Source organism: Streptomyces sp. NPDC001002, assembly GCF_053599215.1.
Window position 1 is genome coordinate 1 of sequence record NZ_JBSFLV010000126.1, and the last position, 26,390, is coordinate 26,390.

Below are 26,390 nucleotides of genomic sequence, written 5' to 3' on the forward strand. Positions count from 1 at the left end.
ACTGCGTCGGCTTCTCGAAGATCTCGTACTTGGCGAGGTCCGTCGCCGTGCTGTCGTCCCAGTCCAGTTGGACGCCATACTCCAGGGGCCGCGCGCCCGACATTGCTACGGACATGTCTGCTACGGCAGCTCCTTGATCCGGATGTCCCGGTAGGAGACAACGTCAGTGACGCTGTGCACCTGGAGCCCGACGTAACCGGACGCGAACCGCCGGCCGTCCGTGCCCGGGTCGTCCGAACGCGCCGGGAAGAAGTCCTGGCCGCCGATGTTGTCGAACTCGTTGATCAGGACGCCGTTGCGGTAGACCGAGTAGTGCTGGTCGACCACGCGGATCTCGTAGTCGTTCCAGGTGCCCTTCTGGGTGACGCCGGCACCGGCGAGGCCCACCCGGTCGAAGCCGTAGATCGAGCCCGTCTTGTACATGTCGCCGTCGGGCCGGTCGAACACCTGCACCTCGTGCCCGTACTTGATGGCGGCCCACTCGGGCCGGGACTCCTCCGGGTGGTTGTGCACCCACGGGAACCGCACGAACACACCGGAGTTGGCGTTGCCCGTACCCGGCGCGTCGTCACGCCACTGGAGCTTCAGCGAGAAGTCCCCGTACTTGCGCTGCGGGTACCAGAGCATGCCGAGGCCGTCGGACGTGGTGCCGCTGGTGATCGACCCGTCGGAGTTCAGACCGAACGAACCGCCGCCGACCTGCTCCCACTTGGCGAGGGAACCCGCCGTGCCGTCGAAGATCGTCCGGTAGCCCTCCGTCTGCCCGGGCTTGCCGATCCCGGACTGCTGGGCGGCCTCCGTGATCGTGCCGTACTCGCGCTCGTCGACGACCCCTTCCTTGAACAGCTTGTCCAGGACCGTCTTCACGTGCTTGAGGAACAGCGCGTGGGACGTCCACTCCTTCTCGTCCTCGATCAACTCGTTGATCCGGCACCGGTTGTTGGTGACCCGATTGGGGACGCCGGAGTCGACCGTGCCGACGATGACCGTCAACCGCTCGTCGAACTCGGGGCAGTTGGGCGCGGGCACCCCGCCGCCGGCCACCACCGTGAAGCTGACGCTCCGTGCGGGTGAGGTGTTGCCCGCCTTGTCGGTCGCCCGGTACGCCACCGTGTGGGTGCCGGTCCGGTCGACCACCACGGGCCCGCCGTACGCCAGATAGGGCCCGGCGTCGAGCGAGTACTCGATGCCCGCAACCCCCGAGCCGCCCTCGTCGGCCGCGCTCACGGTCACCTTGGCGTTGCCCACGTACGCCCCGTCGGAGTTGCGCGTCCCGCCGACGGTCACGCCCGTCACCGGCGGGGTCGTGTCCTGCGGGGGTGTCGCGACCACGGTGAACGTGACGCTCTTGTCCGCCGCCACGTTGCCCGCCTTGTCGGTGGCCCGGTAGCGCACGGTGTGCGTGCCGAGCTGATGCACCATCACAGGACCCGAATACGGCGTCCAGGCACCGGAGTTCACCGCGTACTCGATCGTGTTGACCCCGGACCCGGTGTCCGAGGCGGTGACGGTGACCGTCGCCATGTCGAGGTAGTTCCCCGCGGGGTTCTTCTCCCCGCTGACCGTCGCCGAGGTCTCCGGCGGGGTCGTGTCGTCCGTCGGCGGCGCGACGACCGTGAACGTGACGCTCTTCTCGGCGGCCACGTTGCCCGCCTTGTCCGAGGCCCGGTAGCGGACCGTGTGATCACCGACCTGGTCGATCACGACCGGGGTGGTGTACGGCAGCCAGGCGCCGTCGTCGCCGATCGCGTACTCGACCCGGTCCACGCCCGAACCGCCCGGGTCGCTCGCGGCGATCGCCACGCTCGCCGAACCGACGTACTGGCCCTGCGCGTTGCGCGTCCCGGTCACGTCGACCGAGGTCTCGGGCGCGGTGGTGTCCTCGCCGGTGCCCTCGGTCACCACGAGGATGCCCTGCATCTGGCCGTGGCCCGGGATCGTGCAGTGGTAGAAGTAGCGGCCCGGAGTGAGCGTGACCTCCGCGGTGTGCCGGCCGCCCTGCGCGTCGTTCGGGTTGGCGAGGATGTTCAGCTCGACGTCGGAGTTGAACTCGGGGTCCGACGTCGCGAACGTCAACGTGTGCGGCATTCCCATGGTGTTGCCGGTCGCCACACTGTTCTCGAAGACGATCGTCGCCGTGCCCGCGACCGCCGTCGTGGGCGCCGAGACGTACTTGGTGATGTCGTCGCCCGCGGTCCAGGTGAGCGTCTGCGCCGCGGCCGCGCGTGTCGCTCGCTCGGGCTGTGCGCCCGCGGTCGTCTGCAGGCCCAGCATCATCAGCACGGTGGCCAACAGGGCCGCCCAGACTCTTCGTCGCCGTAGAAGGTGTCGCATCACTGCCCTCCTCCCACCAGTTGATTCGCGGCCGGAGTCGGTCCGCCGCCCGTGTAAGTGACCTTCCACAGCGCCGACTTGGCGTCGGAGGTGAAGAAGCCGCGCCCGTAGTCGAGGACGTACAGCGCCCCGTCCGGACCGAATTTCCAGTCCATGAGGTTCTTGATGCCGTCGTTGCCGATCGGGATGATCTTCTTCAGCGACTCCGAGTGCACCGGCAGACCGCCGTCGCCCTGCGTCTTCGGGTCGGTGAGCACGGCGTTGCGCGGCTGGTCGGCGTCGTAGAAGTCACCGACGAACCACTTGCCGTCCCAGTACGAGGGCCACTTGGTCGTGCTGGCGCTCGCCGCGTCGTAGCGGTAGACCGGGCCGTTCATGGCCGCCTGGCCGCCGCCCTTGAGCCACGGCAGCAGGTACTTGGCCTCCGCCTGCTTGTAGGAGGGAATGCCGTTCGCGTCGCGCGGGTAGTCCGGTGCGCCGCCCTGGGGCGAGTACCAGATGTTGTTGCCGGTGACCGGCGGGAGGTTGACCAACCCGTCGTTGTTCGGCGACTCGTTCTTCGGGTGGGCGCAGTCGTACCAGCCCAGCGGCTTCGTCGGATCCGGCAGATTGCGGTCCCGGTAGGGCTGCTTGTTGCCCATGCAGTACGGCCAACCCCGGTTGCTCGCCTTGGTGATGACGGCGAACGTGTCGTACTTGGCCGGACCCCACGTGGTCGACGGCGCGCCCGCGTCCGGGCCGACCCAGCCCGCGTAGAGCGTGTCGGTCTGCTGGTCGACGGAGATGCGCGCCGGGTTGCGGACGCCCATCACGTAGATCTCGCCGCGCGTCTTGCCGCCGCCCTCGTCGGTCTCCTTGCCGGTGAACAGGTTGCCCGCCGGGAGGGTGTACGTCCCGTCGGACTCCGGGTGGATGCGCAGGATCTTGCCGTTGAGGTTGTTGGTGTTGCCGGCGGTGCGGCGCGCGTCGGCGAAGGACACGCCCTTGTAGTTCGGCGCCGGGTTGTTGCCGGAGTAACCGTCGCTGAAACCACTGGAGTTGTTGTCGCCGGTCGCGATGTACAGGTTGCCCTTGGAGTCCCAGGCCATCCCGCCGCCCGCGTGGCAGCAACTGTGCACCTGCACCGGCCACTTGAGCAGCGTCTTCTCGCTGCCCAGGTCCAGCTTGTTGGTGGCGAGGTCGAGCGTGAAGCGGGAGACCCGCCGCTCGGCCATCTGCGTGTCGCGGTTGAGCTGGGAGTGGGGCGTGTAGTGCAGGTACACCCACCCGTTCTGCTCGAAGCGCGGGTCGAGCGCGATGCCGAGCAGGCCTTCCTCGACCTTGATCAGCTCGTCGCCGCCGCCCTTGTTGCCGAAGATGGTCAACTCGCCCGCGAGCGTGACCTTCTTGGTCTTCGGGTCGTAGACGTGGATCTGGCCCTTGCCCTTGCCGACGTCGGGGTTGTTCCAGTCGGTGATCACGGGCTGGGAGGAGTCGGCGCCGCCGCGGCCGATGTAGAGGACGCGTCCGTCGGGCGCGGTGACCAGGCCGTGCGGCTCGCCGATCTGGTCGTTCAGCCCTGGCTGGTTGGCCTGGGTCAGGCGCTCCGCCTTGTAGTTGGCGTTGATCGTCGCCTTGCAGTCGGCCCGGGCCATCCGGGTGGTCCACAGCAGCGCACCGCGCAGATGGGCGCGGAAGTCCGTCTCGTCGTACGACGACACCGTGCCGCCCATGGCGGTGTAGAAGGAGCGTCCGCCGTCGTAGTCACGGCACCAACTCACCGGGTGGTCCGCGCCGTTGGCACTCGCGCCCGGCGTGTACGTCGACTCGCGGACCCGGGCCACGGTGTGCACGTCGCCCGACGGGTTCTTCACCCAGTTCGGCCACTGGTCCGGCCGCTTCCACTGCAACGGCAGATCCTTGGTCGCGGGGTGCTGCCGGTCGCCGACCTCAACGACGGCACGCTGTACGGCCGTTGGGCTGGAGGCGGCGGGACGGGCGCCGACCAGACCGGTGAACCAGTCCGAGTACGGCTCCGCGCGGGCCGCGTCATGGACGCCGACGAAACCGCCGCCCGCCTCCATGTAGGCCTCAAGGCCCGCCTCCTGCTCCGGGTCGAGGACGTCACCGCCCCCGGTCAGGAACACGATCGCGTTGTAACTGCCCAGCCTGGCCTCGTCGGTGAAGACCGAGGCGTCGTCCGAGGCCTCGGTCTCGAACCGTTGCTCGGCGGGTCCGGTGAGGCCGATCTGCTCGATCGCGCCGATCCCTGCGTTCACGACGGGGGACTCGTCCCCGGCCGCCGCGGATCCGTAGAAGACCAGCACGCGTACATTCGGGCCGCCCGGGGGCGACTTGACGGACATCGTTGTCGGGGACGGTTCCGGGGCCGGCCGCGCGCTCGCGACGGGTCCCGACAGCAGTCCGGCGGTGACGACCCCGGCGGTCACGGTGGCCGCCCAGGCCCGTCTTCTGACGCCTCTTGTGCTCAACCCTCGTAAGTGCATGGGCACCTCCTCGGTCACAGCGGCAACGGCTAGGAAGCTAGACGTCTTTGCGCGGCACGCCAATACCTATGACCGGGATCCCACGAACTTTGTCCTGAGTGTGGAAAAACGGCGGAAGGGCCGCTACCGTCTCACAGGTTCATCACAGGTACACCTCCGCAAATTCCTTACCAGGGTGGGGAGTTCCGCATGGACAGACGCGGGTTCAACAGACGGGTGCTGCTCGGCGGCGCGGCCGTCGCGACATCGTTGTCCCTCGCGCCGGAGGCCGTGAGCGCCGCAGCTCCGGCGAAGACCGCCCCGGCCGGGGGAGAGGTCAAACGCATCAAGCTGTACGCCGAGCGCCTTGCCGGCGGGCAGATGGGCTACGGCCTGGAGAAGGGCAAGGCCTCGATCCCCGGGCCGCTCATCGAACTCAACGAGGGCGACACGCTGCACATCGAGTTCGAGAACACCATGGACGTGGCCGCGAGCCTGCACGTGCACGGCCTGGACTACGAAATCTCCAGCGACGGCACCAAGTTGAACCGCAGCGACGTCGAGCCCGGCGGCACCCGCACCTATACCTGGCGCACCCACGTGCCGGGCCGCCGCGCGGACGGCACCTGGCGGGCGGGCAGCGCCGGTTACTGGCACTACCACGACCACGTCGTCGGCACCGAGCACGGCACCGGCGGCATCCGCAACGGCCTCTACGGGCCGGTGATCGTGCGCCGCAAGGGAGACGTCCTGCCGGACCGGACGTACACGATCGTCTTCAACGACATGAGCATCAACAACCGGCCGGCGCACTCCGGCCCCGACTTCGAGGCCACCGTCGGCGACCGGGTCGAGTTCGTGATGATCACGCACGGCGAGTACTACCACACGTTCCACATGCACGGGCATCGCTGGGCGGACAACCGAACGGGCCTGCTGACCGGCCCGGACGACCCCAGCCAGGTCGTCGACAACAAGATCGTCGGCCCGGCGGACTCCTTCGGCTTCCAGGTGGTCGCGGGGGAGGGCGTCGGGGCGGGCGCGTGGATGTACCACTGCCATGTCCAGAGCCACTCCGACATGGGGATGGTGGGGCTGTTCCTGGTGAAGAAGGCGGACGGCACGATTCCCGGCTACGAGCCGCACGACCCCCATGACCCGCACGCGGCGCACGCCCACTGACGGATCATGGGCGGGTGACCCTTGTACTGACGCGAAGTGATCTGGAAGCCGTACTGGAGGTCGAGCACTGCCTCGACGCGCTGCGGGCCGGCTTCCGGGCGCCAGCGCAGGCGATCGCGGGACAGCGGGTGCGCACGGACCTGCCGTTCCCGGGCACGGCCACCGCGCTGATCCCGGGACTGCTGCCCGGCATCGACGCCTACACGGTGAAGGTCAACGCCAAGTTCCCGGCCGCCCGGCCCGCCCTGCGCGGGGTGATCTGCCTGCACGCCGGGGCCGACGGCGAACTCCTCGCCCTGCTCGACTCGGCAACGGTCACCGCCTGGCGGACGGGCCTGGCAGCGGCCCTGGGCACGGATCTCCTCGCCGGTCCGGGTGAGTCGGTGGCGGTGATCGGGGCGGGCGCGCAGGCCGAGTTGATGCTGCACGGGCTGCGAGCCCTGGGACGGCCGTACGGGCATCTGATCGTCCACGACACGGACGACGACCGCGCCACCGCCTTCGCTGCGCGGCACGGAGGCCGGGTGGTCGGCTCGGCGCAGGAGGCCGCGGCAAACGCCGACACGCTGCTGCTGGCCACCTGGTCGAGGCAACCGTTGCTGCGGCTAGCGGACACCCGCGCCGGCCACCACCTCACCAGCCTCGGCGCGGACGAACCCGGCAAACAGGAGCTCGCCGCCGACCTGCTCCACGACGCTCTGCTGGTCGTCGACGACCGCGAACTCGCCGCGGGCATGGGCGCGTTGGCGGCGGCCGGCCTCCCGTCGACGGCTGCCGACGCGACACTCGGCGAGGTGCTGCGGGGCGAGCGTCCCGGGCGGACGAGCGACGAACAGCGGTCCGTGTACGCACCGGTGGGACTGCCGTGGCAGGACTTGGCCCTGGCTTGGGTGGCGTACGAGCGGGCGGTGCGGGACGGGGTGGGGCGGCGGGTGGATCTGCTGGCGTGAGAGTGGCCCGCGGCGGATCACGCGGTGGCGGGCGAGGGCGGCGTCGTCCGGGTGTGTCAGGCGTGTCCGCCGTGAACCCCCTTTTCCCGTGATGCGAGAGCGCTCTCTCTCCGTTCCCCACCGGGCGTTATCCTGATCCGCAACCACCGAGGAGGCCCCGAAGTGAGCGACACCGCACCACGCCCCACCTTGGAGGCCGTGGCCGCGCGGGCCGGGGTCTCGCGGGCCACCGCGTCGCGGGTCGTGAACGGTGGGGACGGGGTCAGGGAGCCGCTCGTCGAGCGGGTGCGCAAGGCGGTCGAAGAGCTCGGGTACGTGCCGAACCAGGCCGCGCGCAGCCTCGTGACCCGGCGCCACGACGCCGTCGCCGTGGTCATCGCCGAGCCGGAGACCCGGGTCTTCGCCGACCCCTTCTTCGCCCTGCAACTGCGCGGTATCAGCAAGGAGTTGACCGCCCACGACAACCAGCTCGTGCTGCTGCTCATCGAGGGGCGTGACGACCACGCGCGCGTGGGCCGGTATCTGGCCGGCGGCCATGTCGACGGCGCCCTCGTCTTCTCGCTGCACCTCGACGACCCGCTGCCCGGGCTGATCCAGCACGCCGGAGTGCCGACCGTGTTCGGCGGGCGCCCGGGCTGGAGCGACGGCAAGGGCGGTCCGGAGTACGTCGACTGCGACAACCGCGACGGCGCCCGTACGGCCGTACGCCATCTCGTCGGTCTTGGTCGCACCCGCATCGCGCACATCACCGGGCCCCTCGACCAGACGTCCGCCGCGGATCGGCTCGACGGGTTCCGGGACGTCATGACCGACGTCGACCCGGGACTGATCGTCGAGAGCGACTTCACCCCGGCCGGCGGCGAGCAGGCGATGCGGGAACTGCTCGACCGGCGCCCCGACCTGGACGCCGTGTTCGCGGCCAACGACCTCACCGCCGCCGGCGCGATGCGGGTGCTGCGCGAACGCGGGCGGCGGGTGCCGGATGACGTCGCCGTGATCGGCTTCGACGACGTCGGGCCGGTGGCCGAGCAGACCGACCCGCCGCTCACGACGGTCCGCCAGGACATCGAGGAGATGGGCCGGTTGATGGCCCGGCTGCTGCTGCGCCGACTCGACCACCGTGACGGTGACGACACGGCCGGGAGCCTCAGGGCGGTCGGGACCACCGGGACCGTCGAGATCTCGGAGGGCGCGCCGTCCGGCATCGTCCTGCCGACGACACTGGTACGGCGCGCCTCCGCGTAGGTCTGCCCCGAGGCTCAACCCCTCGGCCTCGGTCGGGTCCGGCCCTCAGCCGGTTCCGTTCCTCAGCCCTGCTGCTCCGCGTTCTTGATCACCGCGAAGCGTGCCCCGTACGGGTCGGCGAGCTTGGCGACGCGGCCGACGCCCTCGATGTCGACGGCGGGGACGCGGACCGCGCCGCCCAGCTCCCGCACCTTGGCGACCACGCCGTCCACGTCCGTGACCTCGATGTACGGCAGCCAGTACGCCGTGTCCTCGGCCGGGTCGTCGGCCAGCGGGACGATGCCGCCGAACATGGAGTCCTCGTCGGCCCCGGCCGGGTTGACGGTCGTGTACGTGCCGCCCGGGAAGTTCACCGCGGCCGTCTCCAGGCCGAGCGTCTCGTGGTAGAACCAGGCGGCCGCGGCGATGTCCGGCGTGTAGAGCTCGACCCAGGACAGCGAGCCGGGCTCGTTCGCCACGTCGACGCCCTTGAGCCGGCCCGGCTGCCAGATGCCGAACGGCACGCTCGCCTTGTCCGCGAGGATCGCCATGTGGCCCTCGCCCATGACGTCCATCGGCGGCATGAGCACGCTGCCGTGGGACTGCTCGGCGGCCTTCGCGGTGGCCTCCGCGTCCGCGCTCTGGAAGTAGACGGTCCAGGAGGGCGGGCCCTGGTCGGGTGTCGTCTGCATGCCGCCGGCCACGGTCTTCCCGTCCAGCTGGAAGAAGCCGTAGCCGCCGGCGTCGGGTCCCGCCGACTGGAACCGCCAGCCGAAGACACCGCCGTAGAAGGAGATGGCGCCGTCGATGTCGGATGTGCCGACATCGATCCAGTTCGGTGCGCCGTTGACGAAACGGGTGGTGAGCATGTGCGCCCTCCTCGGAAGGGTCCCGTTCTCTGCTCTGCCGAGTCTTGCACCGCCCACTGACAATCGCCGCCGTACGGCGTGAAGGACGCGTATGGACCTGGGGTGCCGACGCCGACTCCGTGGATTTCACATCCCGCGAGATCCCGCGACATCGCGCCGCGCGCCGCCGTGCGCCCTTGTGTGCCGTGGGTCACCATCAGGTGGCCGGCGGCCTCGGGGCACGGCGTTGATCCCGCGTTGATCGAACGTTTTTCGACGTCCGGCACGATCTCGCCATGCACATCGACACCATGACCCCGGCCGACCCCGGCTGGCAGGCCCAGGCGCTCTGCGCGCAGACCGGGGCGGAGTTCTTCTTCCCCGAGCCGGGCAGCTCGGTACGTGAGGCGAAGCGCATCTGCGGCATGTGCGAGATGCGCACCGCCTGTCTCGACTACGCCCTGGCGAACGACGAGCGCTTCGGTGTCTGGGGCGGCCTGTCGGAGAAGGAACGACTGGAACTCCGGCGGAACCGCACCTGACGCACGCGCTGCCCGGCCGCACGTGACACACGCGCTGCCTGACCCCTTCTGACCTACACCCCTGCCCGGCCGCGTACGACGACGCGGCCGGCACGGGCGTTCCCGTACCGGCCGCGTGCACGCGTGCGTGCCGTCGTCAGCCCGCGGCGCGCGCCGCCATGCGGGCCTTGCGGATGGCGAGCTTCTCGTCGAACTTCGCGGCCTCCGCGTCCAGACCGCTCATGAACAGACCGAGCTCGTTCTGCGCCTGCTGGCCCTCGGGGCCCAGGCCGTCGATGTCCATGACCTTCAGGTAGCGCAGCACCGGCTGGATCACGTCGTCGTGGTGGATGCGCATGTTGTAGACCTCGCCGATCGCCATCTGGGCGGCGGACCGCTCGAAGCCGGGCATCCCGTGACCGGGCATCCGGAAGTTCACCACGACGTCGCGCACCGCCTGCATGGTCAGGTCGGGGGCGAGGTCGAAAGCCGCCTTCAGGAGGTTGCGGTAGAAGACCATGTGGAGGTTCTCGTCGGTCGCGATGCGGGCCAGCATGCGGTCGCAGACCGGGTCGCCGGACTGGTGGCCGGTGTTGCGGTGCGAGACGCGGGTGGCCAGCTCCTGGAAGGCGACGTAGGCGACCGAGTGCAGCATCGAGTGCCGGTTGTCCGACTCGAAGCCCTCGCTCATGTGCGCCATGCGCAGCGCTTCCAGCTTGTCCGGGTCCACCGCGCGCGAGGCGAGCAGGTAGTCGCGCATCACGATGCCGTGCCGGCCCTCCTCGGCCGTCCAGCGGTGCACCCAGGTGCCCCAGGCGCCGTCGCGGCCGAAGAGCGAGGCGATCTCGTGGTGGTAGCTGGGCAGGTTGTCCTCGGTCAGCAGGTTCACGACCAGCGCGATGCGGCCGATCTCGGTGACCTTCGACTGCCCCTTCTCCCAGGCCTCGCCGTCCTCGAAGAGACCGGGGAAGTTACGGCCGTCCGTCCACGGCACGTACTCGTGCGGCATCCAGTCCTTGGTGACGCTCAGGTGCCGGTTGAGCTCCTTCTCGACCACTTCCTCCAGCGCGTACAGCAGTCGGGCGTCGGTCCAGACGGAAGGGCTGCCGAGGTGCGGGGAGGTGATCGTCACGGGAACTCCAGGGGGACGGGCAACAAAGACGGAACAGAGCGGAGCGGAGCCGGGTGGGTCCGGCGAGCGGTGCCGGAACCTACGGCATCGTAGGCTACGTATCCGTAGGTTACGTTGCCGTAGGTTAAGTGGGGTGTAAAGAGCCCTGATCAGGCCCTGTTCCCCGGTCTTTCGGGGGCATGCCAAAAAGGTCCAGGACCCGCAGGTCCCAGGGCCGTACGGGTGAAGCGATCACCCATCAGGCGTACAGCTCGCGGAGCCGGACCGAGAGGCACGTCACACAGCCTTCGAGCTTCTCGAACTCGCTGATGTCCACCAGCACCGGCTGGTGACCGAGGTCGGCGAACAGCTCGGCCGTCTTCGGCGCGCTCGCCGCCATCAGCAGCTTGTCGCCGCCCAGGAGGACCACGTGCGCGCCCGACTCCTCGGGGACCGACAGGAAGCGCGGGAACAGGGACGGGCGGTCCACCAGCGGGATGTGCCCGACGACCGTCCCGTCGGGCAGCGCCGTGACCGCCGACTTCAGGTGCAGCACCTTGCTCACGGGTACGGCGACGACCCGCGCCCCGAGCGGTTCGAAGGCGGCCCGCAGCTGTTGGACGCCGACCGCGTTGGTCCGGCCGCCGCGGCCGACGTAGATCGTGTCACCGACCTTCAGGACGTCGCCGCCGTCCAGCGTGCCCGGGTCCCAGATCCAGTTGACCGAGCAGCCGAGGCGGGCCACCGCCTCCTCGACCCCGAGGGTCTCCTCGCGCCGGGACTCGGCGCCGGAGCGGGCGATCAGCGCGACGTTCTTGTACATGACGACGGTGTCCTCGACGAACACCGAGTCGGGGCAGTCGTCGGCCGGGTCCACCTCCAGCGTGTCCCAGCCGTGCGCGCGCAGCGTCTCCCCGTACGTCTCCCACTGCTCCAGCGCGAGATCGGCGTCGATCTTCTCCCGCTCGATGTGCGTCACCAGGCCTTCGGCGAGGCGCGGGCTCGGGCGGCGGACGAGGGCTTTCTTGCTCGGCACGACAGGACTTCCTCACGGCGGACGACGGACCGGGCCCGTGGTGCGGGCCCGGTCCGGCCATCATGCAGGGCCCTGAGGCGCGTAGAAAACCCCCCTTGCCATGCTGTGCCCCTCCTGCAACGCGCTCATCCGACCTCCTCCGGCTCCGTCTCGCGCAGCTCGCCGTCGAGGAGCAGCCAGCGCGTGATGCCGATCGACTCCAGGAACGGCAGGTCGTGGGAGGCCACGATCAGCGCCCCCTCGTACGACTCCAGCGCGGTGGTCAGCTGCCGCACGCTCGCCATGTCGAGGTTGTTGGTCGGCTCGTCGAGCATGAGCAGCTGCGGGGCCGGCTCGGCGAGCATCAGCGCGGCCAGTGCCGCCCGGAAGCGCTCGCCGCCGGACAGCGTCGCCGCCTTCTGGTCGGCCCGGGCGCCCCGGAACAGGAAGCGGGCAAGCCGGGCCCGGATCCGGTTGTTGGTGGCTCCCGGCGCGAACCGCGCCACGTTCTCGACGACCGACAGCTCGCCGTCCAGGACATCGAGCCGCTGCGGCAGAAAACGCAGCGGCACGTGCGCGTGCGCCTCGCCCGACACCGGCGCCAGCTCCCCGGCGATCGTGCGCAGCAACGTCGTCTTGCCCGCGCCGTTGCGCCCGATCAGCGCGACCCGCTCGGGCCCGCGCAGATCGAGCCCGCCGGCCACCCGCGCGCCGTACGCGAGTTCCAGGTCCAGCAGGGTCAGGACGTCACGGCCCTGCGGTACGGCCGTGTACGGCAGGTCGACGCGGATCTCGTCGTCGTCGCGCACGGCCTCCACCGCGTCGTCGAGCCGCTCCTTGGCCTCGGCCAGCCGCTCCTCGTGCATGATGCGGTGCTTGCCCGCGGACTCCTGCGCCGCCCGCTTGCGCGCACCCATGACGATCTTCGGCTCGCGCTTCTGGTCCCACATCTTCTGCCCGTACCGCTTGCGGCGGGCCAACTTCATCTGGGCGTCGGCCAGTTCGCGCTTCTGCTTGCGCAGATCGGACTCCGCGACCCGCACCATGCGCTCGGCCGCTTCCTGTTCGGTGGCCAGCGCCTCCTCGTAGGCGGAGAAGTTGCCGCCGTACCAGGTGACCTCGCCGCCCCGCAGATCGGCGATCTGGTCGACCAGGTCGAGGAGTTCACGGTCGTGGCTGACCACGACCATCACGCCGGACCAGGACGACACGGCCGCGTACAGCCGTCGGCGCGCGTACAGGTCGAGGTTGTTGGTCGGCTCGTCCAGGAGCAGCACGTCCGGGCGGCGCAGCAGCAGGGCCGCCAGGCGCAGCAGCACCGACTCGCCGCCCGAGAGTTCGCCGACCGTGCGGTCCAACTCGATGTGGCCGAGCCCGAGTTCGCCGAGCGTGACGAGCGCGCGCTCCTCCACGTCCCAGTCGTCGCCGACCGTCTCGAAGTGCTCCTCGGCCACGTCACCCGACTCGATGGCGTGCAGCGCGGCCCGCCGGGCGGCGATGCCGAGGGCCTCGTCGACGCGCAGCCGGGTGTCGAGCGTGACGTTCTGCGGGAGGTAGCCGACCTCGCCCGCGACCCGTACGAGGCCGTCGGCCGGCGTGAGTTCACCGGCGATCAGCTTCAACAGGGTTGATTTTCCCGACCCGTTGACACCGACGAGCCCGGTCCGGCCAGGGCCGAAGGCGACGTCGAGGTCCTCGAAGACGGGGGTGCCGTCGCGCCAGGCGAAGGAGAGGGAGGTACAGGCGATGGACATGGTCGTAGACATAAGGGCGCCTCGCGATTGCTTGATGCGGTGATGGGCAAACGCGTATCGAGACACCGGAGGCGGCGACGGGGAGGGAAGGAGCGGGACACAGCCCTGGGGCCATGAAAAAGGCCCGCTCCGTCGGGACGGCTCGAATGCCGAGGTCGCACGCGGCGCACACACCACAGCTGGGTGGGTGGCTCGGTGTCTCAGAACCTCAGACGAGCAACGTCCTTCTCCAATCGACGGCAACAGGACCGTCGTCAACGGTACGAACGCGCCTGATCGCTGTCAACGAATTAACGTGAGCCTCGATCGTCCCCCTGAAGGAGACCCCCGTGTCCGACGGATCGCTCTCGCTCCCCGCCCTGCTCTATCTGGTCGCCTGGGACACCGGGACGGGCGAGGCCGCCGGCGCCGCCCCGCTGGCCCGCGCCGGCGCCCTGGTCGAACTGACCCGGCGCGGTTTCCTCGTCGACCAGGACGACATCGTCACGCCCGTCGACATGGACGCCATGACCGGGGACGACCCCCTCGACGAGCTTCTGGAACTGGTCCGCGAGTCCATGCCGCACGGCTGGCGGTCGTGGGTCACGCTGCACGCGCGCGAGACGGCGGACGCCCTGCGCGAGCAGCTGACCGCCGAGGGCTATCTGCGCACCGAGCGGAAGCGGGTCCTCGGCGTCTTCCCGGGCGTGGAGCACCGCCTCGACCGGGTCGCCGACGTGGCCGTACTGCGCGCGGAGACCCAGGAGGTCCTGGACGGACCGGTCCCCGTCGCGGAGGTCCCGGAGCGGGACGCGACCGCCGCCGTCCTGGCCGCCGCGGCCGAGCTGAGCACCCTGACGCCGGTCAAGGACCCCGAGCGCGTCGAGCAACTGGTCGCGCATGCTTCGGCGGGCGTGCCCGGGCTGCGGAAGGCGGTCGACGAGGTGCGGACGGCCCTTACGCCGGTGCCCGCGGAGGCGGGGGAGTAGGCCCCGGGAGCAGGGAGCGCGTTTGCTGGGCGCTCGTCGCGCCGGGCACCCGACCGTCCTCCTTGCCTGCAGAGGCACGGGTGTAGGACGCGGGTGAAGGGCGTGCGGGAGCTGGGCGCACCTCGTGCCGGGCACCCGACCGTCCTCCCTGCCCGCGGAGGCGGGGAGTAGGACGCGGGATCTGGGGCGCTCCTTGCGCGATCTCCCGACCGTCCCCCCGGGAGCCACGTACATGTCGGATTCCTGCCAGCCTCCGGCCCGCCGCGGCTGGTTGGCTGGGCGGCATGACGACCGTGAGCTCCCTCCGTGACCGCGCACTCGCCTTCCGCTCGCTGCACGTCCCGGGCGACCCGCTCGTCCTGCCCAACGCCTGGGACACCGCGAGCGCCCGCATCGTCGAGGACGCCGGTGCCGCCGCCGTCGCGACCACCAGCGCCGGGCTCGCCTGGGCGCTGGGCGCGGCGGACGGCGACCGGCTGGACCGCGACGGGGCCCTGGCGGCCGTCGCGCGCATCGTCGCCGCCGTGGACGTGCCCGTCAGCGCGGACATCGAGAGCGGCTACGCGCAGGACGCGGCCGGAGTCGCCGACACGATCCGCGCGGTGATCGCGGCCGGGGCGGTCGGCGTGAACATCGAGGACGCGCTGTACGAGGCCGGGGCGGGGCTGCTGCGGCCGGTGGCCGAACAGGCCGAGCGCATCGCCGCCGCGCGTGAGGCGGCCGACTCGGCGGGCGTGCCGCTGTTCGTGAACGCCCGCATCGACACGTTCCTGCGCGGTGGTGGGGAGGTGGACGTCACCCTGGAGCGGGCCGCCGCCTTCCTCGCCGCGGGCGCCGACGGGATCTTCGTCCCAGGGGCCGTCGAGCCGGGGACGGTCAAACTCCTCGCCGACGGGATCGAGGGGCCGCTGAACGTGATGGTCCATCCCGGAGCGGCACCGGTCGCCGAACTGGCCGCGCTCGGCGTCGCGCGCGTGAGCGCCGGTTCGGGGCTCGCGCAGGCCGCGCACGCCCTGGTCCGCCGTGCCGCGCGGGAGCTGCTGGACACGGGGACGTACGAGACGCTGGCGGACGGGCTCGACTACGGCGAGCTCAACCGTCTGCTGGGGGCCGTGCGCTAGGTCAGGGCAGCGCCTAGCAGGCGTCCCGCATGAGCTCGGCCAGGTCGTGGTCGAGGTCGAGGTGGAGGTGTTCGAAGCCCACGGGCACCAGGTCGCTGGTGGCCTGGAGGAACCGGCGTATCTCCTCCGAGTGGACGTGCACCACGGCGGTGCCCTCGGGGGCGTGGAACTCCAGGACGGTGCGGTCGTACCCGTACGGCCGCACCCGGACGTCGCCGGTGCCCTCGGCGCTGTGCAGGCCGGCCGCGAGGAGTTCGCGCGCGAAGGTCCAGCAGACCTCCACGCCCTCCAGGGTGGCCGGGGCCGGGAAGGTCATACGGATCGCGAACGGATCGCGGCGGTCGTAGTGCAGCTTGGCCGGGATGCTCGGCATGCGCGGAGCGGCCGCGACGAGGCGGGCCTCCACGGGCTGCTCGATGACGGTGATCAACGCCTTGCTCCCTCGTGACGGCGGGACGGTGGGGTCGACGGATGAAGCCGGCCAATGGAAGAGACGTCGGAATCGGTCGTTCAGTGCACACAAATTGCTAGTGACCTCCGTCACCGCTTTCATTCACGGAAGTGAAATAGTCGGCCCGCCGGGTCAGGACGGGCCCTTGCGGTGGGCCCCGAACCGTGTGCCGGAGCGGTCGCGGCCATCTGGACGGCACCCTTCCCGTCGGCTAGCTTCGCCCGCCATGAGGCCCATGGGGAAGACGCGACGCATGAGACGTACGGTTCGCACGGTGGCCGCGGGGGCGGTGAGCGCGGCGGCACTGGCCGCCCTGACCGCCGTACCGGCGCAGGCGCACGAGCCGCAGCACCGGGCGCCGCACTGGGAGCTCAAGGACACCGGAGCGTCTGACGTGCGCTTCCGGGGGCTCGCGGCCGTCGATCGCGACACCGCGTGGGTGGCCGGCACCGGCGGGACCGTGCTGCGCACCACCGACGGCGGGAAGAAGTGGCGGAACGTCTCGCCGCCGGGCGCGGCCGAGCTGCAGTTCCGGGACATCGAGGCGTTCGACGCGCGGCGCGCCGTGGTGCTGGCCATCGGCGAGGGCGAGGCCTCCCGGGTCTACCGCACCGAGGACGCGGGGCGGACCTGGACGGAGTCCTTCCGCAACACCGACGCGGCCGCCTTCTACGACTGCCTGACCTTCTTCGACAGCCGCCACGGCCTCGCCATGAGCGACCCGGTGGACGGCAAGTTCCGCATCCTGTCGACCGGCGACGGCGGCCGCTCCTGGAAGGTGCTCCCCAACGCCGGCATGCCCGCCGCACTGCCCGGTGAGGCCGGGTTCGCCGCGAGCGGCCAGTGTCTGGTCTCCTCGGGCCCCTCCGACGTCTGGCTGGCGACCGGAGGTGGCGCCCACGCGCGCGTGCTGCACTCGGCGGACCGCGGAGTGCACTGGACGGCCACCGACACGCCGATCCCCGCGGGCGACCCGGCCAAGGGCGTCTTCGCGCTCGCCTTCCGCGACCGTACCCACGGCCTCGCGGTCGGCGGCGACTACCGCGCCGACCAGACCTCACCCCAGGCCGCCGCCCGCACCACCGACGCGGGCCGCACCTGGCAGCCCGCGGCCCAGCCGCCGCCCGCCTACCGCTCCGGCGCCGCCTGGCTCCCGCACAGCCGCACCACCGCCCTCGCGGTCGGCCCCACCGGCACCGACCTGACCACCGACGCCGGCCGCACCTGGCACACCGTCGACACGGGCTCGTACGACACCGTGGACTGCACCGCCGACCGGGCCTGCTGGGCCGCGGGCGAACAGGGCAGGGTGGCCCGCCTGGAGCGATGACGCGTTCGCCGGAAACGGGGGTACCCGGTCGTCAACGCCGAGAGGAGTGACGACCATGCCACGCGGTTCGAGCCCCAAGCGGGAACGCCAGTACGAGCACATCAAGCAGAGCGCCGAGGACCGAGGAGAGAGCACGGGGCGCGCGGAGGAGATCGCCGCGCGCACCGTCAACAAGGAACGCGCCCGCTCCGGTGAGTCGAAGACGGAGAGCCGTGTCTCGACCGAGGACATGTCCTCCGGCCGGCGCGGCGGGCAGCGCTCGCACAAGGGCGCCCAGGGGCCCACGTACGACCAGCTCTACGCGGAGGCCAAACGGCGGGGCGTCAAAGGCCGTTCGGACATGAACAAGAGCCAGCTCCAGCGCGCGCTGGGCGGCAGGAGCTGACCTGACCGCGGGCCGGCCCGACCGGGAACCGTACGCTCGTCCCACCATGACGACCGTACGCATTCCCGCGGGCTGGCCCGCGACTGAGGAGCGGGCCCGCGCGGTCCAGGACGAACTGCGCGCCCGCGTGGTGCTCGACGAACCCGGACCACCACCCGGGACCGGCCTGGTGACCGGCGTCGACGTGGCCTACGACGACGAACGGGACGTCGTCGCGGCGGCGGCCGTCGTCCTGGACGCGGCCACCCTGGACGTCGTCGCCGAGGCCACCGCGGTCGGCCGGATCTCCTTCCCGTACGTCCCCGGACTGCTCGCCTTCCGCGAGATCCCCACCGTCCTGGCCGCCCTGGAGGCGCTGCCGTGCCCGCCGGGACTGGTCGTCTGCGACGGCTACGGCCGCGCCCACCCGCGCCGCTTCGGTCTCGCCAGCCACCTCGGCGTCCTCACAGGCCTGCCCACGATCGGCGTCGCCAAGAACCCGTTCACCTTCGCGTACGACGAACCCGGCGCCCCGCGCGGGAGTACGTCCCTGCTCCTCGCGGGCACCGAGGAGGTCGGCCGCGCCCTGCGCACCCGGGACGCCGTCAAGCCGGTCTTCGTGTCCGTCGGCCACCGCACGGGCCTCGACAACGCCTGCGCGCACGTGCTCGCCCTGACCCCCGCCTTCCGCCTCCCGGAGACGACACGCAGGGCGGACGCCCTGTGCCGAAGTGCGCTGCGGGCGGCGACGGAAAGCGGCTGAGGCGGCGGGAGTTGGGCAAGGGGCGGGCGTGAACTGAGTACCCGGTCTGAGTATCTGTACGGATGTGGACGCGCCCGTCCTGTCGGCAGGCTGTGCGCCATGACGACGCACCGCATGACGACCCGCCGTATGACGAGCCGCCGCGACCCGAAGCCCCTCGCGGACCCGAACCGTCCCGTCGAGCGGGTCGTGAACCTCGCACTGGTCCTCGCCGTGCTGGCGGGGGTCGGCTGGATCGGCGGGATGATCTACACGGTCGCCGGGTGGACGCTCTAAGGACGGAACAGCCGCCCCGGCGCACGTCCCGAAGGACGGATCACCAGCTCGCCACCACCCTGAAGGTGAGGCCGGCCGCGCGCAGTCGCTCGGTCAGCGCGTCGCCCATCGCGACCGCCGTGGTGACCTGACCGGCCGTCGGCGGAAGGTCGTCGAACGCCAGGGACAGCGCGGACTCGGCGAACATCTTCGCCGTCTCGCCGTAGCCCGGGTCGCCGCCCGCGACCTCCGTGAACACCCGTCGGCCGCCGCCCTCGCCGACGAAGCGCACTGTGAACCAGCTCTTCGCCCGCTTCTCCGGACTCGGCCCGTCACCGGGCTTGAGCCGGTCGGACAACCAGCGCCGGGCGGCGGGCAGTTGGGCGGCCGCGAAGATACCGCCGGTGAGCGCGACACCGCCCACCGCGACGGGCAGATACCGGGCGGCCGCGAAGTGCCGGTAGCGGAAGTCGGGACCGTAGCGCTCCAGCGCCCGCGCCGAGCGGCGCACGATCTGCGGGTCGATCGTCGGCAGCGGCAGCGCCCACGCACCGACCTCCTTCGCGAACCGCGGCGCCCCCATCGGCGCCAGCGCGCGGCGCCCCACCAGCCGTGGCTCGTGCCGCTTGCGGTCCCGCTCGGCGGTCAGCATCGGCCGCCACCGCGCGAACTGGGTGAGCGCCGAGGCGAACGTGCCGCCGGAGAACATGGCGTCCGCCGTCACGTACCCGTCGACCGTCAGCGGCACCCCCTCCGGCAGCTGCTTGACCGTGAAGTACGCGCCCAGGTCGTGCGGCACCGAGTCGAACCCGCAGGCGTGCACCAGCCGGGCCCCGGTCTCCCGCGCGCGTGCGTCGTGCCGGACGTAGGTGAGGTCCACGAACTCGGGCTCACCGCTGAGGTCGAGGTAGTCCGCGCCGCTCTCGGCGCACGCGGCCACCAGATCCTGGCCGTGCAGCACGTACGGACCGACCGTCGTCGCCACCACGCGCGCGTGCTCGGCGAGTTCGCGCAGTGAGTCCGGATCCGCGACGTCCGCCCGCAGCACCCCGACCTTCCCGCCGCCGGGCAGCCGCTCGCGCAGCCGCTCCAGCTTCCCCTCGTCGCGGCCCGCGATCGCCCAGCGCAGATCCTCGGGCGCGTGCGTGGCGAGGTACTCCGCGGTCAGCGTTCCGACGAAGCCGGTGGCTCCGAAGAGAACGATGTCGTACGGACGGTCCGTCCTGTTCAGCCTGCTCATGACACCCCTCGGTCCGCGGCGCGCGCCGTTGTCGGTGGCCGAGGCTAGCGTGAAGGGTGCGGAGCCCGACGACGAGCCCGGAGGTGTGCCGGTGGCGGTGGACAGGAACGCCCTGAAGAAATGGGCGAAAGTGCGCGAGTTCGCCCTCGGGCTGCCCGGTGCCGTCGAGGAGTTCCCCTGGGGCGAGAGCGTCGCGAAGGTCAACAAGAAGGTGTTCGTGTTCCTCGGCGTCGACGACGGCAGTTATCCGCTGGCCCTCACCGTGAAGCTCAAGGACGAGGAGGCGCACGCCCACGCCCTGACCTCCCCGGGCGCCGAGCCCGCCGGCTACGGCCTGGGCAAGGCGGGCTGGGTGCGGGTGCCGCTGGCGGAGAAGGGGGCGCCCGCCGCCGAGCTGCTGTGCGACTGGGTGGAGGAGAGCTACCGCACGATCGCGCCGAAGCGGCTGATAGCGGAGCTGGACGGGAGCGGCTCATAGCGGAGCTGGACGAGAGCGGCTCATAGCGGAGCTGAACGAGCGCGGCTGATGTGGGACGTGCGCGGATAATTGGCTAAGCGCTTGCTCGTTCAGGGCTTGTGTTCGCTGGGGCGTGTTCTTAACATCGTTGGTGTTACATCAGTTGTGTCACACCTCTGGGGGCCGGATGGCGACGACGCCAGGACAGGGACCGCTCGTCGGCGTGCGCGTGGTCGAGCTGGCCGGGATCGGGCCCGCGCCCTTCGCCGCCATGCTCCTCGCCGACCTGGGCGCCGATGTCGTCCGCGTGGACCGACCAGGCGGGGTGGGACTCGGGATCAACCCCGACTACGACGTCACCAACCGCAACAAGCGCTCGGTGATCGTCGACCTGAAGTCCCCGGACGGCCCGGCCCGTGTCCTCGACCTCGCCGAACGCGCCGACATCCTCATCGAGGGCCTGCGGCCCGGCGTCGCCGAGCGTGTCGGCGTCGGCCCCGAGGCCTGCCACGCCCGCAACCCGCGCCTCGTCTACGGCCGCATGACGGGCTGGGGGCAGGACGGCCCCCTCGCCCACCGCGCCGGGCACGACATCGCCTACCTGGCCGTCACCGGCACCCTCGGCATGATCGGCGACCCGGACCGGCCGCCGGCCGCCCCCGCCAACCTCCTCGGCGACTACGGAGGCGGCTCCCTCTACCTCGTCGTCGGCGTCCTCGCGGCTCTGCACCACGCGCGCGTGAGCGGCACCGGCCAGGTCGTGGACGCCGCGATCGTCGACGGCGCCTCCCATCTGGCGGCGATGATCCACGGCATGTTCGCCGCCGGCGGCTGGCAGGACCGGCGCGGCGCCAACCTCCTGGACGGCGGCTGCCCGTACTACGGCACGTACGAGACGGCCGACGGCAAGTACATGGCGGTGGGTGCTCTGGAGCCGCAGTTCTACGCGGAGTTCGTGACCCTCCTCGGGATCCCGGAGCACGCCGACGCCCGCAAGGACCTGTCCCGTTGGGGCGAGCTGCGCGAGGCCGTCGCCGCGCGCTTCCGCAGCCGTACGCGCGAGGAGTGGACGGCCGTCTTCGAGGGCACCGACGCGTGCGTGGCGCCCGTCCTGTCGCTCGGCGAGGCCCCGCACCACCCGCACCTCGCCGCCCGCGGCACTTTCACCGACCACGGCGGTATCACCCAGCCGGCCCCCGCGCCGCGCTTCTCCGCGACGCCCACGACCGTGCGCACCGGACCGGCCCAACCGGGCGCGGACACCGCCGAGGTGGCGCGCGACTGGGACGTGCCCGACCTGACCAAGGACCTTCCATGAAGCGCCAGATCTTCGCCCCCGAGCACGACGCGTTCCGCGAGACCGTGCGAGCCTTCCTGGCCAGGGAGGTGCTGCCGTACTACGCGCAGTGGGAGAAGGACGGCATCGTCGCGCGCGAGGCCTGGCGCGCGGCCGGCAAGCAGGGGCTGCTCGGGCTCGCCGTGCCCGAGGAGTACGGGGGCGGCGGGACCGCCGACTTCCGCTACAGCGTCGTACTCGCCGAGGAGTTCACGCGCGCGGGCGCACCCGGGATCGCGATCGGCCTGCACAACGACATCATCGGCCCCTATCTCACCGGCCTCGCCACCGAGGAGCAGAAGCGCCGCTGGCTGCCAGGCTTCTGCGACGGCTCGCTGATCACGGCCATCGCGATGACCGAACCCGGCGCGGGATCCGACCTCCAGGGCATCCGGACGCACGCCGAGGACAAGGGCGACCACTGGCTGCTCAACGGCTCCAAGACGTTCATCTCGAACGGGATCCTCGCCGACCTGGTGATCGTGGTCGCGAAGACCACACCGGAGGGCGGGGCGCACGGGCTGTCGCTGCTGGTGGTCGAGCGGGACATGGCCGGCTTCGAGCGCGGTCGCAACCTCGACAAGATCGGCCAGAAGGCGCAGGACACCGCGGAGTTGTTCTTCAACGACGTACGCGTGCCCAAGGAGAACCTCCTTGGGGAGCTCAACGGCGCGTTCGTGCACCTGATGACGAACCTCGCGCAGGAGCGCCTGCACATCGGCGTCGCGGCGATCGCCGCGGCCGAGCACGTCCTGGAGATCACCACCGACCACGTCAAGGAGCGCGAGGCCTTCGGCCGGCCGCTCGCCACCAAGCAGCACATCCGCTTCGAGATGGCGGAGATGGCCACCGAGTGCGCCGTCACCCGCGCCTTCATCGACCGCTGCATCGAGGAGCACGACAACGGCACGCTCGACGCCGTGCACGCCTCCATGGCCAAGTGGTGGGCGACCGAGCTGCAGAAGCGGGTCGCCGACCGCTGCCTCCAACTGCACGGAGGTTACGGCTACATGACCGAGTACCCCGTGGCCCGGGCGTTCACCGACGGCCGCGTCCAGACCATCTACGGCGGCACGACCGAGATCATGAAGGAGATCATCGGCCGTTCCCTGCTGGGCTGACCCTCATTGAAAGGCTTCCCTGTGAGCACCGAAGCGTACGTGTACGACGCGATCCGCACCCCGCGCGGCCGAGGCAAGGCGAACGGCGCCCTGCACGGCACCAAGCCCATCGACCTGGTCGTCGGACTCATCCACGAGCTCCGCGACCGCTTCCCGGGCCTGGACCCGGCCGCGATCGACGACATCGTGCTGGGCGTCGTCGGCCCGGTCGGCGACCAGGGCTCCGACATCGCCCGCATCGCCGCGATCGCCGCCGGACTGCCGGACACGGTCGCGGGCGTGCAGGAGAACCGCTTCTGTGCCTCGGGCCTGGAAGCCGTCAACATGGCGGCCGCCAAGGTCCGTTCGGGTTTCGAGGACCTCGTCCTCGCGGGCGGCGTCGAGTCCATGTCGCGCGTGCCGATGGCCTCCGACGGCGGCGCCTGGTTCAACGACCCGATGACCAACCTGGCCGTCAACTTCGTGCCGCAGGGCATCGGCGCCGACCTCATCGCCACCATCGAGGGCTTCACGCGGCGTGACGTCGACGAGTACGCGGCGCTCTCCCAGGAGCGGGCGGCCACGGCCTGGAAGGAGGGCCGCTTCGAGCGGTCCCTCGTGCCCGTCAAGGACCGCAGCGGGCTTGTCGTCCTCGACCACGACGAGCACATGCGCCCCGGCACCACGGCCGACTCCCTCGCCAAGCTGAAGCCGTCCTTCGCGGACATCGGCGACCTGGGCGGCTTCGACGCCGTGGCCCTGCAGAAGTACCACTGGGTCGAGAAGATCGACCACGTCCATCACGCGGGCAACTCCTCCGGCATCGTCGACGGCGCCTCCCTGGTCGCCATCGGCACCAAGGAGGTCGGCGAGCGTTACGGGCTCACCCCGCGCGCGCGGATCGTCTCCGCCGCCGTCTCCGGCTCCGAGCCCACCATCATGCTCACCGGCCCCGCGCCCGCGAGCCGCAAGGCGCTCGCCAAGGCGGGACTGACCGTCGACGACATCGACCTCTTCGAGATGAACGAGGCCTTCGCCGCGGTCGTCCTGCGCTTCGCGAAGGACATGGGCATCTCCCTGGACAAGGTCAACGTCAACGGCGGTGCGATCTCCCTGGGTCACCCGCTCGGCGCGACCGGCGCGATGCTGCTCGGCACCCTGGTCGACGAACTGGAGCGCCAGGACAAGCGGTACGGCCTCGCCACGCTGTGCGTCGGCGGCGGCATGGGCATCGCGACGATCGTCGAACGCATCTGATTCCCGGCGGAATCGGCGGACCACAAGACCTCAACGGCTTCTACGGAGACCCTGTCATGACACAGAGCACCACCATCCGCTGGGAACAGGACCGCAGCGGTGTCGTCACGCTCGTCCTCGACGACCCGAACCAGTCCGCGAACACGATGAACGCGGCCTTCCGCGAGTCCCTCGCCGCGGTGACCGACCGACTGGAGGCCGAGAAGGACTCCGTCCGCGGCATCATCTTCACCTCGGCCAAGAAGACCTTCTTCGCCGGCGGCGACCTGCGTGACCTCATCCGCGTCACCCCGGAGACCGCGCAGGAACTCTTCGACGGTGGCCTGGCGATCAAGCGCAACCTGCGCCGCATCGAGACGCTGGGCAAGCCGGTCGTCGCCGCGATCAACGGCGCTGCCCTGGGCGGCGGTTACGAGATCGCGCTCGCCTGCCACCACCGCGTCGCCCTGGATGCGCCCGGCACCAAGATCGGCTGCCCCGAGGTCACGCTCGGCCTGCTCCCGGGAGGCGGCGGCGTCGCCCGCACCGTCCGCCTGCTCGGCATCGCCGACGCACTGCTCAAGGTCCTTCTCCAGGGCACCCAGTACAACCCGCAACGGGCCCTGCAGAACGGCCTGATCGACGACGTGGCCGCCACCCCCGACGAACTCCTCGCCAAGGCCCACGCCTTCATCGAGGCCCACCCCGAGTCGCAGCAGCCCTGGGACAAGCCCGGCTACCGCATCCCGGGCGGCACCCCCGCCAACCCCAAGTTCGCGGCCAACCTCCCCGCCTTCCCGGCCAACCTGCGCAAGCAGACCAACGGCGCGCCCTACCCGGCCCCGCGGGCCATCCTCGCGGCCGCCGTCGAGGGCTCCCAGGTCGACTTCGAGACCGCGCAGGTCATCGAGGCGCGTTACTTCGTCGAACTGGCCGCGGGACAGACCTCGAAGAACATGATCCAGGCGTTCTTCTTCGACCTCCAGGCCGTCAACTCCGGCGCCAACCGCCCCAAGGGCATCGAGCCCCGCAAGGTCCGCAAGGTGGCCGTCCTGGGCGCGGGCATGATGGGCGCGGGCATCGCGTACTCATGCGCCCGCGCGGGCATCGAGGTGGTCCTCAAGGACGTATCCCCGGAAGCGGCGGCCAAGGGCAAGGCGTACTCCGAGAAACTGTGCGCCAAGGCGGTCTCCCGGGGCCGTACGACCCAGGAGAAGGCGGACACGCTCGTGGCCCGCATCACGCCCACCGCCGACCCGGCGGACCTGGCGGGCTGCGACGCGGTCATCGAGGCGGTCTTCGAGGACACGACGCTCAAGCACAAGGTCTTCCAGGAGATCCAGCACATCGTCGAACCGGACGCGCTCCTGTGCTCCAACACCTCGACGCTCCCGATCACCGCGCTGGCCGAAGGCGTGGACCGCCAGGCGGACTTCATCGGCCTGCACTTCTTCTCGCCGGTCGACAAAATGCCGCTGGTCGAGATCATCAAGGGCGAACGGACGGGCGACGAGGCGTTGGCCCGAGCCTTCGACCTGGTCCGCCAGATCAACAAGACCCCGATCGTGGTGAACGACTCCCGAGGCTTCTTCACCTCCCGGGTCATCGGCCAGTTCATCAACGAGGGCGTCGCGATGGTCGGCGAGGGCATCGAGCCCGCGTCGATCGAGCAGGCGGCGGCCCAGGCCGGCTACCCGGCCAAGGTCCTCTCCCTCGTAGACGAACTGACCCTCACCCTCCCGCGCAAGATCCGCCAGGAGTCCAAGCGGGCGGTCGAGGAAGCGGGCGGCACCTGGCCCGCGCACCCCTCCGAAGCCGTCATCGACCGCATGGTCGACGACTTCGACCGCACGGGCCGCAGCGGCGGAGCGGGCTTCTACGACTACGACGCAGACGGCAAGCGCGTCGGCCTCTGGCCGGGCCTGCGCGAACACTTCACCAAGCCCGGCCACGAGATCCCCTTCGAGGACATGCAGGAACGCATGCTCTTCTCGGAGGCCCTGGACACGGTGAAGCTCGTCGAGGAGGGGGTCCTCACGTCGGTGGCCGACGCGAACATCGGCTCCATCTTCGGCATCGGCTTCCCCGGCTGGACCGGCGGAGTCCTCCAGTACATCAACGGCTACGAGGGCGGCGTCACCGGTTTCGTAGCCCGCGCGCGCGAACTGGCGGCCCGCTACGGCGAACGCTTCAACCCGCCGGCGTTGCTGGTGGAGAAGGCGGAGAAAGGGGAGCGTTTCGGGGACGCGTGATCTTTTCAGCCCGTCCGGCGTTTGAGGACGAGGCCGTTCAGGCCGAAGCGGGGGTCTGGGGGCGGCAGCCCCCAGAAGGATGGGATGGGTAGGGGCGGCGGGCCGAGAAAAGC

23 protein-coding genes are annotated in these 26,390 nt (G+C 70.9%); 15 read left to right on the plus strand and 8 right to left on the minus strand.

All coding sequences use genetic code 11. The features are described 5' to 3' along the window. Nucleotides 1-120: 120 nt before the first annotated feature. Nucleotides 121-2,334 (minus strand): OmpL47-type beta-barrel domain-containing protein, encoded by a 2,214-nt coding sequence (locus ACWDR3_RS37205; RefSeq protein ID WP_450356998.1) that lies wholly within the window; start codon nucleotides 2,332-2,334, stop codon nucleotides 121-123. Beyond that, on the minus strand, nucleotides 2,334-4,820 hold the full coding sequence (locus ACWDR3_RS37210; protein ID WP_450356999.1) for a ThuA domain-containing protein: 2,487 nt from the start codon (nucleotides 4,818-4,820) through the stop codon (nucleotides 2,334-2,336). The genes ACWDR3_RS37205 and ACWDR3_RS37210 overlap by 1 nt, the downstream gene beginning before the upstream one ends. A 189-nt stretch (nucleotides 4,821-5,009) precedes the next feature. Between ACWDR3_RS37210 and ACWDR3_RS37215 the strand changes: the two genes are divergently transcribed. From ACWDR3_RS37215 to ACWDR3_RS37225, 3 genes are all read left to right on the plus strand, one after another. Further along, on the plus strand, nucleotides 5,010-5,981 hold the full coding sequence (locus ACWDR3_RS37215; RefSeq protein ID WP_450357000.1) for a multicopper oxidase domain-containing protein: 972 nt from the start codon (nucleotides 5,010-5,012) through the stop codon (nucleotides 5,979-5,981). A gap of 14 nt (nucleotides 5,982-5,995) precedes the next feature. After that, the gene (locus ACWDR3_RS37220; RefSeq protein WP_450357001.1) at nucleotides 5,996-6,931 is read left to right on the plus strand and encodes an ornithine cyclodeaminase family protein; all 936 of its coding nucleotides are present in this window, start codon (nucleotides 5,996-5,998) and stop codon (nucleotides 6,929-6,931) included. 162 nt (nucleotides 6,932-7,093) lie between these two features. After that, on the plus strand, nucleotides 7,094-8,176 hold the full coding sequence (locus ACWDR3_RS37225) for a LacI family DNA-binding transcriptional regulator (protein WP_450357002.1): 1,083 nt from the start codon (nucleotides 7,094-7,096) through the stop codon (nucleotides 8,174-8,176). 62 nt (nucleotides 8,177-8,238) lie between these two features. Here the strand turns inward: ACWDR3_RS37225 and ACWDR3_RS37230 are convergent, their stop codons facing one another. Beyond that, nucleotides 8,239-9,024, minus strand: a complete 786-nt coding sequence (locus ACWDR3_RS37230) for a VOC family protein (RefSeq protein WP_450357003.1) — start codon at nucleotides 9,022-9,024, stop codon at nucleotides 8,239-8,241. 275 nt (nucleotides 9,025-9,299) lie between these two features. On the opposite strand from ACWDR3_RS37230, the gene ACWDR3_RS37235 reads away from it, so the two are divergent. Beyond that, complete coding sequence (locus tag ACWDR3_RS37235; RefSeq protein ID WP_124001983.1) at nucleotides 9,300-9,545, plus strand: WhiB family transcriptional regulator; 246 nt, start codon at nucleotides 9,300-9,302, stop codon at nucleotides 9,543-9,545. Nucleotides 9,546-9,681: 136 nt separating this feature from the next. Here the strand turns inward: ACWDR3_RS37235 and ACWDR3_RS37240 are convergent, their stop codons facing one another. From ACWDR3_RS37240 to ACWDR3_RS37250, 3 genes are all read right to left on the minus strand, one after another. After that, complete coding sequence (locus tag ACWDR3_RS37240) at nucleotides 9,682-10,656, minus strand: acyl-ACP desaturase (protein WP_450357005.1); 975 nt, start codon at nucleotides 10,654-10,656, stop codon at nucleotides 9,682-9,684. A 238-nt stretch (nucleotides 10,657-10,894) separates the two neighbouring features. Beyond that, complete coding sequence (gene ddaH, locus ACWDR3_RS37245) at nucleotides 10,895-11,671, minus strand: dimethylargininase (RefSeq protein WP_450357006.1); 777 nt, start codon at nucleotides 11,669-11,671, stop codon at nucleotides 10,895-10,897. 125 nt (nucleotides 11,672-11,796) lie between these two features. Beyond that, complete coding sequence (locus tag ACWDR3_RS37250) at nucleotides 11,797-13,404, minus strand: ABC-F family ATP-binding cassette domain-containing protein (protein WP_450357007.1); 1,608 nt, start codon at nucleotides 13,402-13,404, stop codon at nucleotides 11,797-11,799. Nucleotides 13,405-13,733: 329 nt separating this feature from the next. Between ACWDR3_RS37250 and ACWDR3_RS37255 the strand changes: the two genes are divergently transcribed. Beyond that, a complete protein-coding gene (locus tag ACWDR3_RS37255; protein ID WP_450357008.1) occupies nucleotides 13,734-14,372 on the plus strand; it encodes a GOLPH3/VPS74 family protein in 639 nt (212 codons plus the stop codon). 284 nt (nucleotides 14,373-14,656) lie between these two features. Beyond that, a complete protein-coding gene (locus tag ACWDR3_RS37260; protein ID WP_450357009.1) occupies nucleotides 14,657-15,493 on the plus strand; it encodes an isocitrate lyase/PEP mutase family protein in 837 nt (278 codons plus the stop codon). 13 nt (nucleotides 15,494-15,506) lie between these two features. On the opposite strand, the gene ACWDR3_RS37265 is transcribed toward ACWDR3_RS37260, so the two are convergent. Continuing rightward, nucleotides 15,507-15,923, minus strand: coding sequence for an SsgA family sporulation/cell division regulator (locus ACWDR3_RS37265; RefSeq protein ID WP_450357010.1), 417 nt, complete (start codon nucleotides 15,921-15,923; stop codon nucleotides 15,507-15,509). 274 nt (nucleotides 15,924-16,197) lie between these two features. Between ACWDR3_RS37265 and ACWDR3_RS37270 the strand changes: the two genes are divergently transcribed. From ACWDR3_RS37270 to mmpA, 4 genes are all read left to right on the plus strand, one after another. Then, the gene (locus tag ACWDR3_RS37270; RefSeq protein ID WP_450357011.1) at nucleotides 16,198-17,274 is read left to right on the plus strand and encodes a WD40/YVTN/BNR-like repeat-containing protein; all 1,077 of its coding nucleotides are present in this window, start codon (nucleotides 16,198-16,200) and stop codon (nucleotides 17,272-17,274) included. Nucleotides 17,275-17,329: 55 nt separating this feature from the next. After that, complete coding sequence (locus ACWDR3_RS37275; protein ID WP_450357012.1) at nucleotides 17,330-17,659, plus strand: plasmid stabilization protein; 330 nt, start codon at nucleotides 17,330-17,332, stop codon at nucleotides 17,657-17,659. Nucleotides 17,660-17,705: 46 nt separating this feature from the next. Next, complete coding sequence (locus ACWDR3_RS37280) at nucleotides 17,706-18,401, plus strand: endonuclease V (protein ID WP_450357013.1); 696 nt, start codon at nucleotides 17,706-17,708, stop codon at nucleotides 18,399-18,401. 129 nt (nucleotides 18,402-18,530) lie between these two features. Continuing rightward, nucleotides 18,531-18,677: a morphogenic membrane protein MmpA gene (mmpA, locus tag ACWDR3_RS37285; protein ID WP_402346690.1), complete on the plus strand. Its 147-nt coding sequence runs from the start codon at nucleotides 18,531-18,533 to the stop codon at nucleotides 18,675-18,677. A gap of 40 nt (nucleotides 18,678-18,717) precedes the next feature. Here the strand turns inward: mmpA and ACWDR3_RS37290 are convergent, their stop codons facing one another. Continuing rightward, nucleotides 18,718-19,896 (minus strand): saccharopine dehydrogenase family protein, encoded by a 1,179-nt coding sequence (locus ACWDR3_RS37290; RefSeq protein ID WP_450357014.1) that lies wholly within the window; start codon nucleotides 19,894-19,896, stop codon nucleotides 18,718-18,720. 91 nt (nucleotides 19,897-19,987) lie between these two features. Between ACWDR3_RS37290 and ACWDR3_RS37295 the strand changes: the two genes are divergently transcribed. The 5 genes from ACWDR3_RS37295 (at nucleotide 19,988) to ACWDR3_RS37315 (ending at nucleotide 26,277) form a co-directional block, all read left to right on the plus strand. Next, nucleotides 19,988-20,374 (plus strand): MmcQ/YjbR family DNA-binding protein, encoded by a 387-nt coding sequence (locus ACWDR3_RS37295; protein ID WP_450357015.1) that lies wholly within the window; start codon nucleotides 19,988-19,990, stop codon nucleotides 20,372-20,374. 166 nt (nucleotides 20,375-20,540) lie between these two features. After that, nucleotides 20,541-21,671 carry a CaiB/BaiF CoA transferase family protein gene (locus tag ACWDR3_RS37300; protein WP_450357016.1) on the plus strand — a complete coding sequence of 377 codons (1,131 nt, stop codon included), beginning with the start codon at nucleotides 20,541-20,543 and terminating at the stop codon, nucleotides 21,669-21,671. Beyond that, nucleotides 21,668-22,810 (plus strand): acyl-CoA dehydrogenase family protein, encoded by a 1,143-nt coding sequence (locus ACWDR3_RS37305; RefSeq protein WP_450357017.1) that lies wholly within the window; start codon nucleotides 21,668-21,670, stop codon nucleotides 22,808-22,810. Before ACWDR3_RS37300 ends, ACWDR3_RS37305 begins: the two co-directional genes overlap by 4 nt. A gap of 21 nt (nucleotides 22,811-22,831) precedes the next feature. Further along, on the plus strand, nucleotides 22,832-24,046 hold the full coding sequence (locus tag ACWDR3_RS37310) for an acetyl-CoA C-acetyltransferase (protein WP_450357018.1): 1,215 nt from the start codon (nucleotides 22,832-22,834) through the stop codon (nucleotides 24,044-24,046). 56 nt (nucleotides 24,047-24,102) lie between these two features. After that, the gene (locus ACWDR3_RS37315; RefSeq protein ID WP_450357019.1) at nucleotides 24,103-26,277 is read left to right on the plus strand and encodes a 3-hydroxyacyl-CoA dehydrogenase NAD-binding domain-containing protein; all 2,175 of its coding nucleotides are present in this window, start codon (nucleotides 24,103-24,105) and stop codon (nucleotides 26,275-26,277) included. Nucleotides 26,278-26,390: the final 113 nt, after the last annotated feature.

Excerpts from the sequence above, each read along its gene's own strand:
- ACWDR3_RS37205 (WP_450356998.1), bottom strand. The coding sequence starts at position 2,334 with ATGCGACACCTTCTACGGCGACGAAGAGTCTGGGCGGCCCTGTTGGCC.
- ACWDR3_RS37210 (WP_450356999.1), bottom strand. The coding sequence starts at position 4,820 with ATGCACTTACGAGGGTTGAGCACAAGAGGCGTCAGAAGACGGGCCTGG.
- ACWDR3_RS37215 (WP_450357000.1), top strand. The coding sequence starts at position 5,010 with ATGGACAGACGCGGGTTCAACAGACGGGTGCTGCTCGGCGGCGCGGCC.
- ACWDR3_RS37230 (WP_450357003.1), bottom strand. The coding sequence starts at position 9,024 with ATGCTCACCACCCGTTTCGTCAACGGCGCACCGAACTGGATCGATGTC.
- ACWDR3_RS37235 (WP_124001983.1), top strand. The coding sequence starts at position 9,300 with ATGCACATCGACACCATGACCCCGGCCGACCCCGGCTGGCAGGCCCAG.
- ACWDR3_RS37250 (WP_450357007.1), bottom strand. The coding sequence starts at position 13,404 with ATGTCCATCGCCTGTACCTCCCTCTCCTTCGCCTGGCGCGACGGCACC.
- ACWDR3_RS37260 (WP_450357009.1), top strand. The coding sequence starts at position 14,657 with ATGACGACCGTGAGCTCCCTCCGTGACCGCGCACTCGCCTTCCGCTCG.
- ACWDR3_RS37270 (WP_450357011.1), top strand. The coding sequence starts at position 16,198 with ATGAGACGTACGGTTCGCACGGTGGCCGCGGGGGCGGTGAGCGCGGCG.
- ACWDR3_RS37275 (WP_450357012.1), top strand. The coding sequence starts at position 17,330 with ATGCCACGCGGTTCGAGCCCCAAGCGGGAACGCCAGTACGAGCACATC.
- ACWDR3_RS37280 (WP_450357013.1), top strand. The coding sequence starts at position 17,706 with ATGACGACCGTACGCATTCCCGCGGGCTGGCCCGCGACTGAGGAGCGG.
- mmpA (WP_402346690.1), top strand. The coding sequence starts at position 18,531 with ATGACGAGCCGCCGCGACCCGAAGCCCCTCGCGGACCCGAACCGTCCC.
- ACWDR3_RS37290 (WP_450357014.1), bottom strand. The coding sequence starts at position 19,896 with ATGAGCAGGCTGAACAGGACGGACCGTCCGTACGACATCGTTCTCTTC.
- ACWDR3_RS37300 (WP_450357016.1), top strand. The coding sequence starts at position 20,541 with ATGGCGACGACGCCAGGACAGGGACCGCTCGTCGGCGTGCGCGTGGTC.
- ACWDR3_RS37305 (WP_450357017.1), top strand. The coding sequence starts at position 21,668 with ATGAAGCGCCAGATCTTCGCCCCCGAGCACGACGCGTTCCGCGAGACC.
- ACWDR3_RS37315 (WP_450357019.1), top strand. The coding sequence starts at position 24,103 with ATGACACAGAGCACCACCATCCGCTGGGAACAGGACCGCAGCGGTGTC.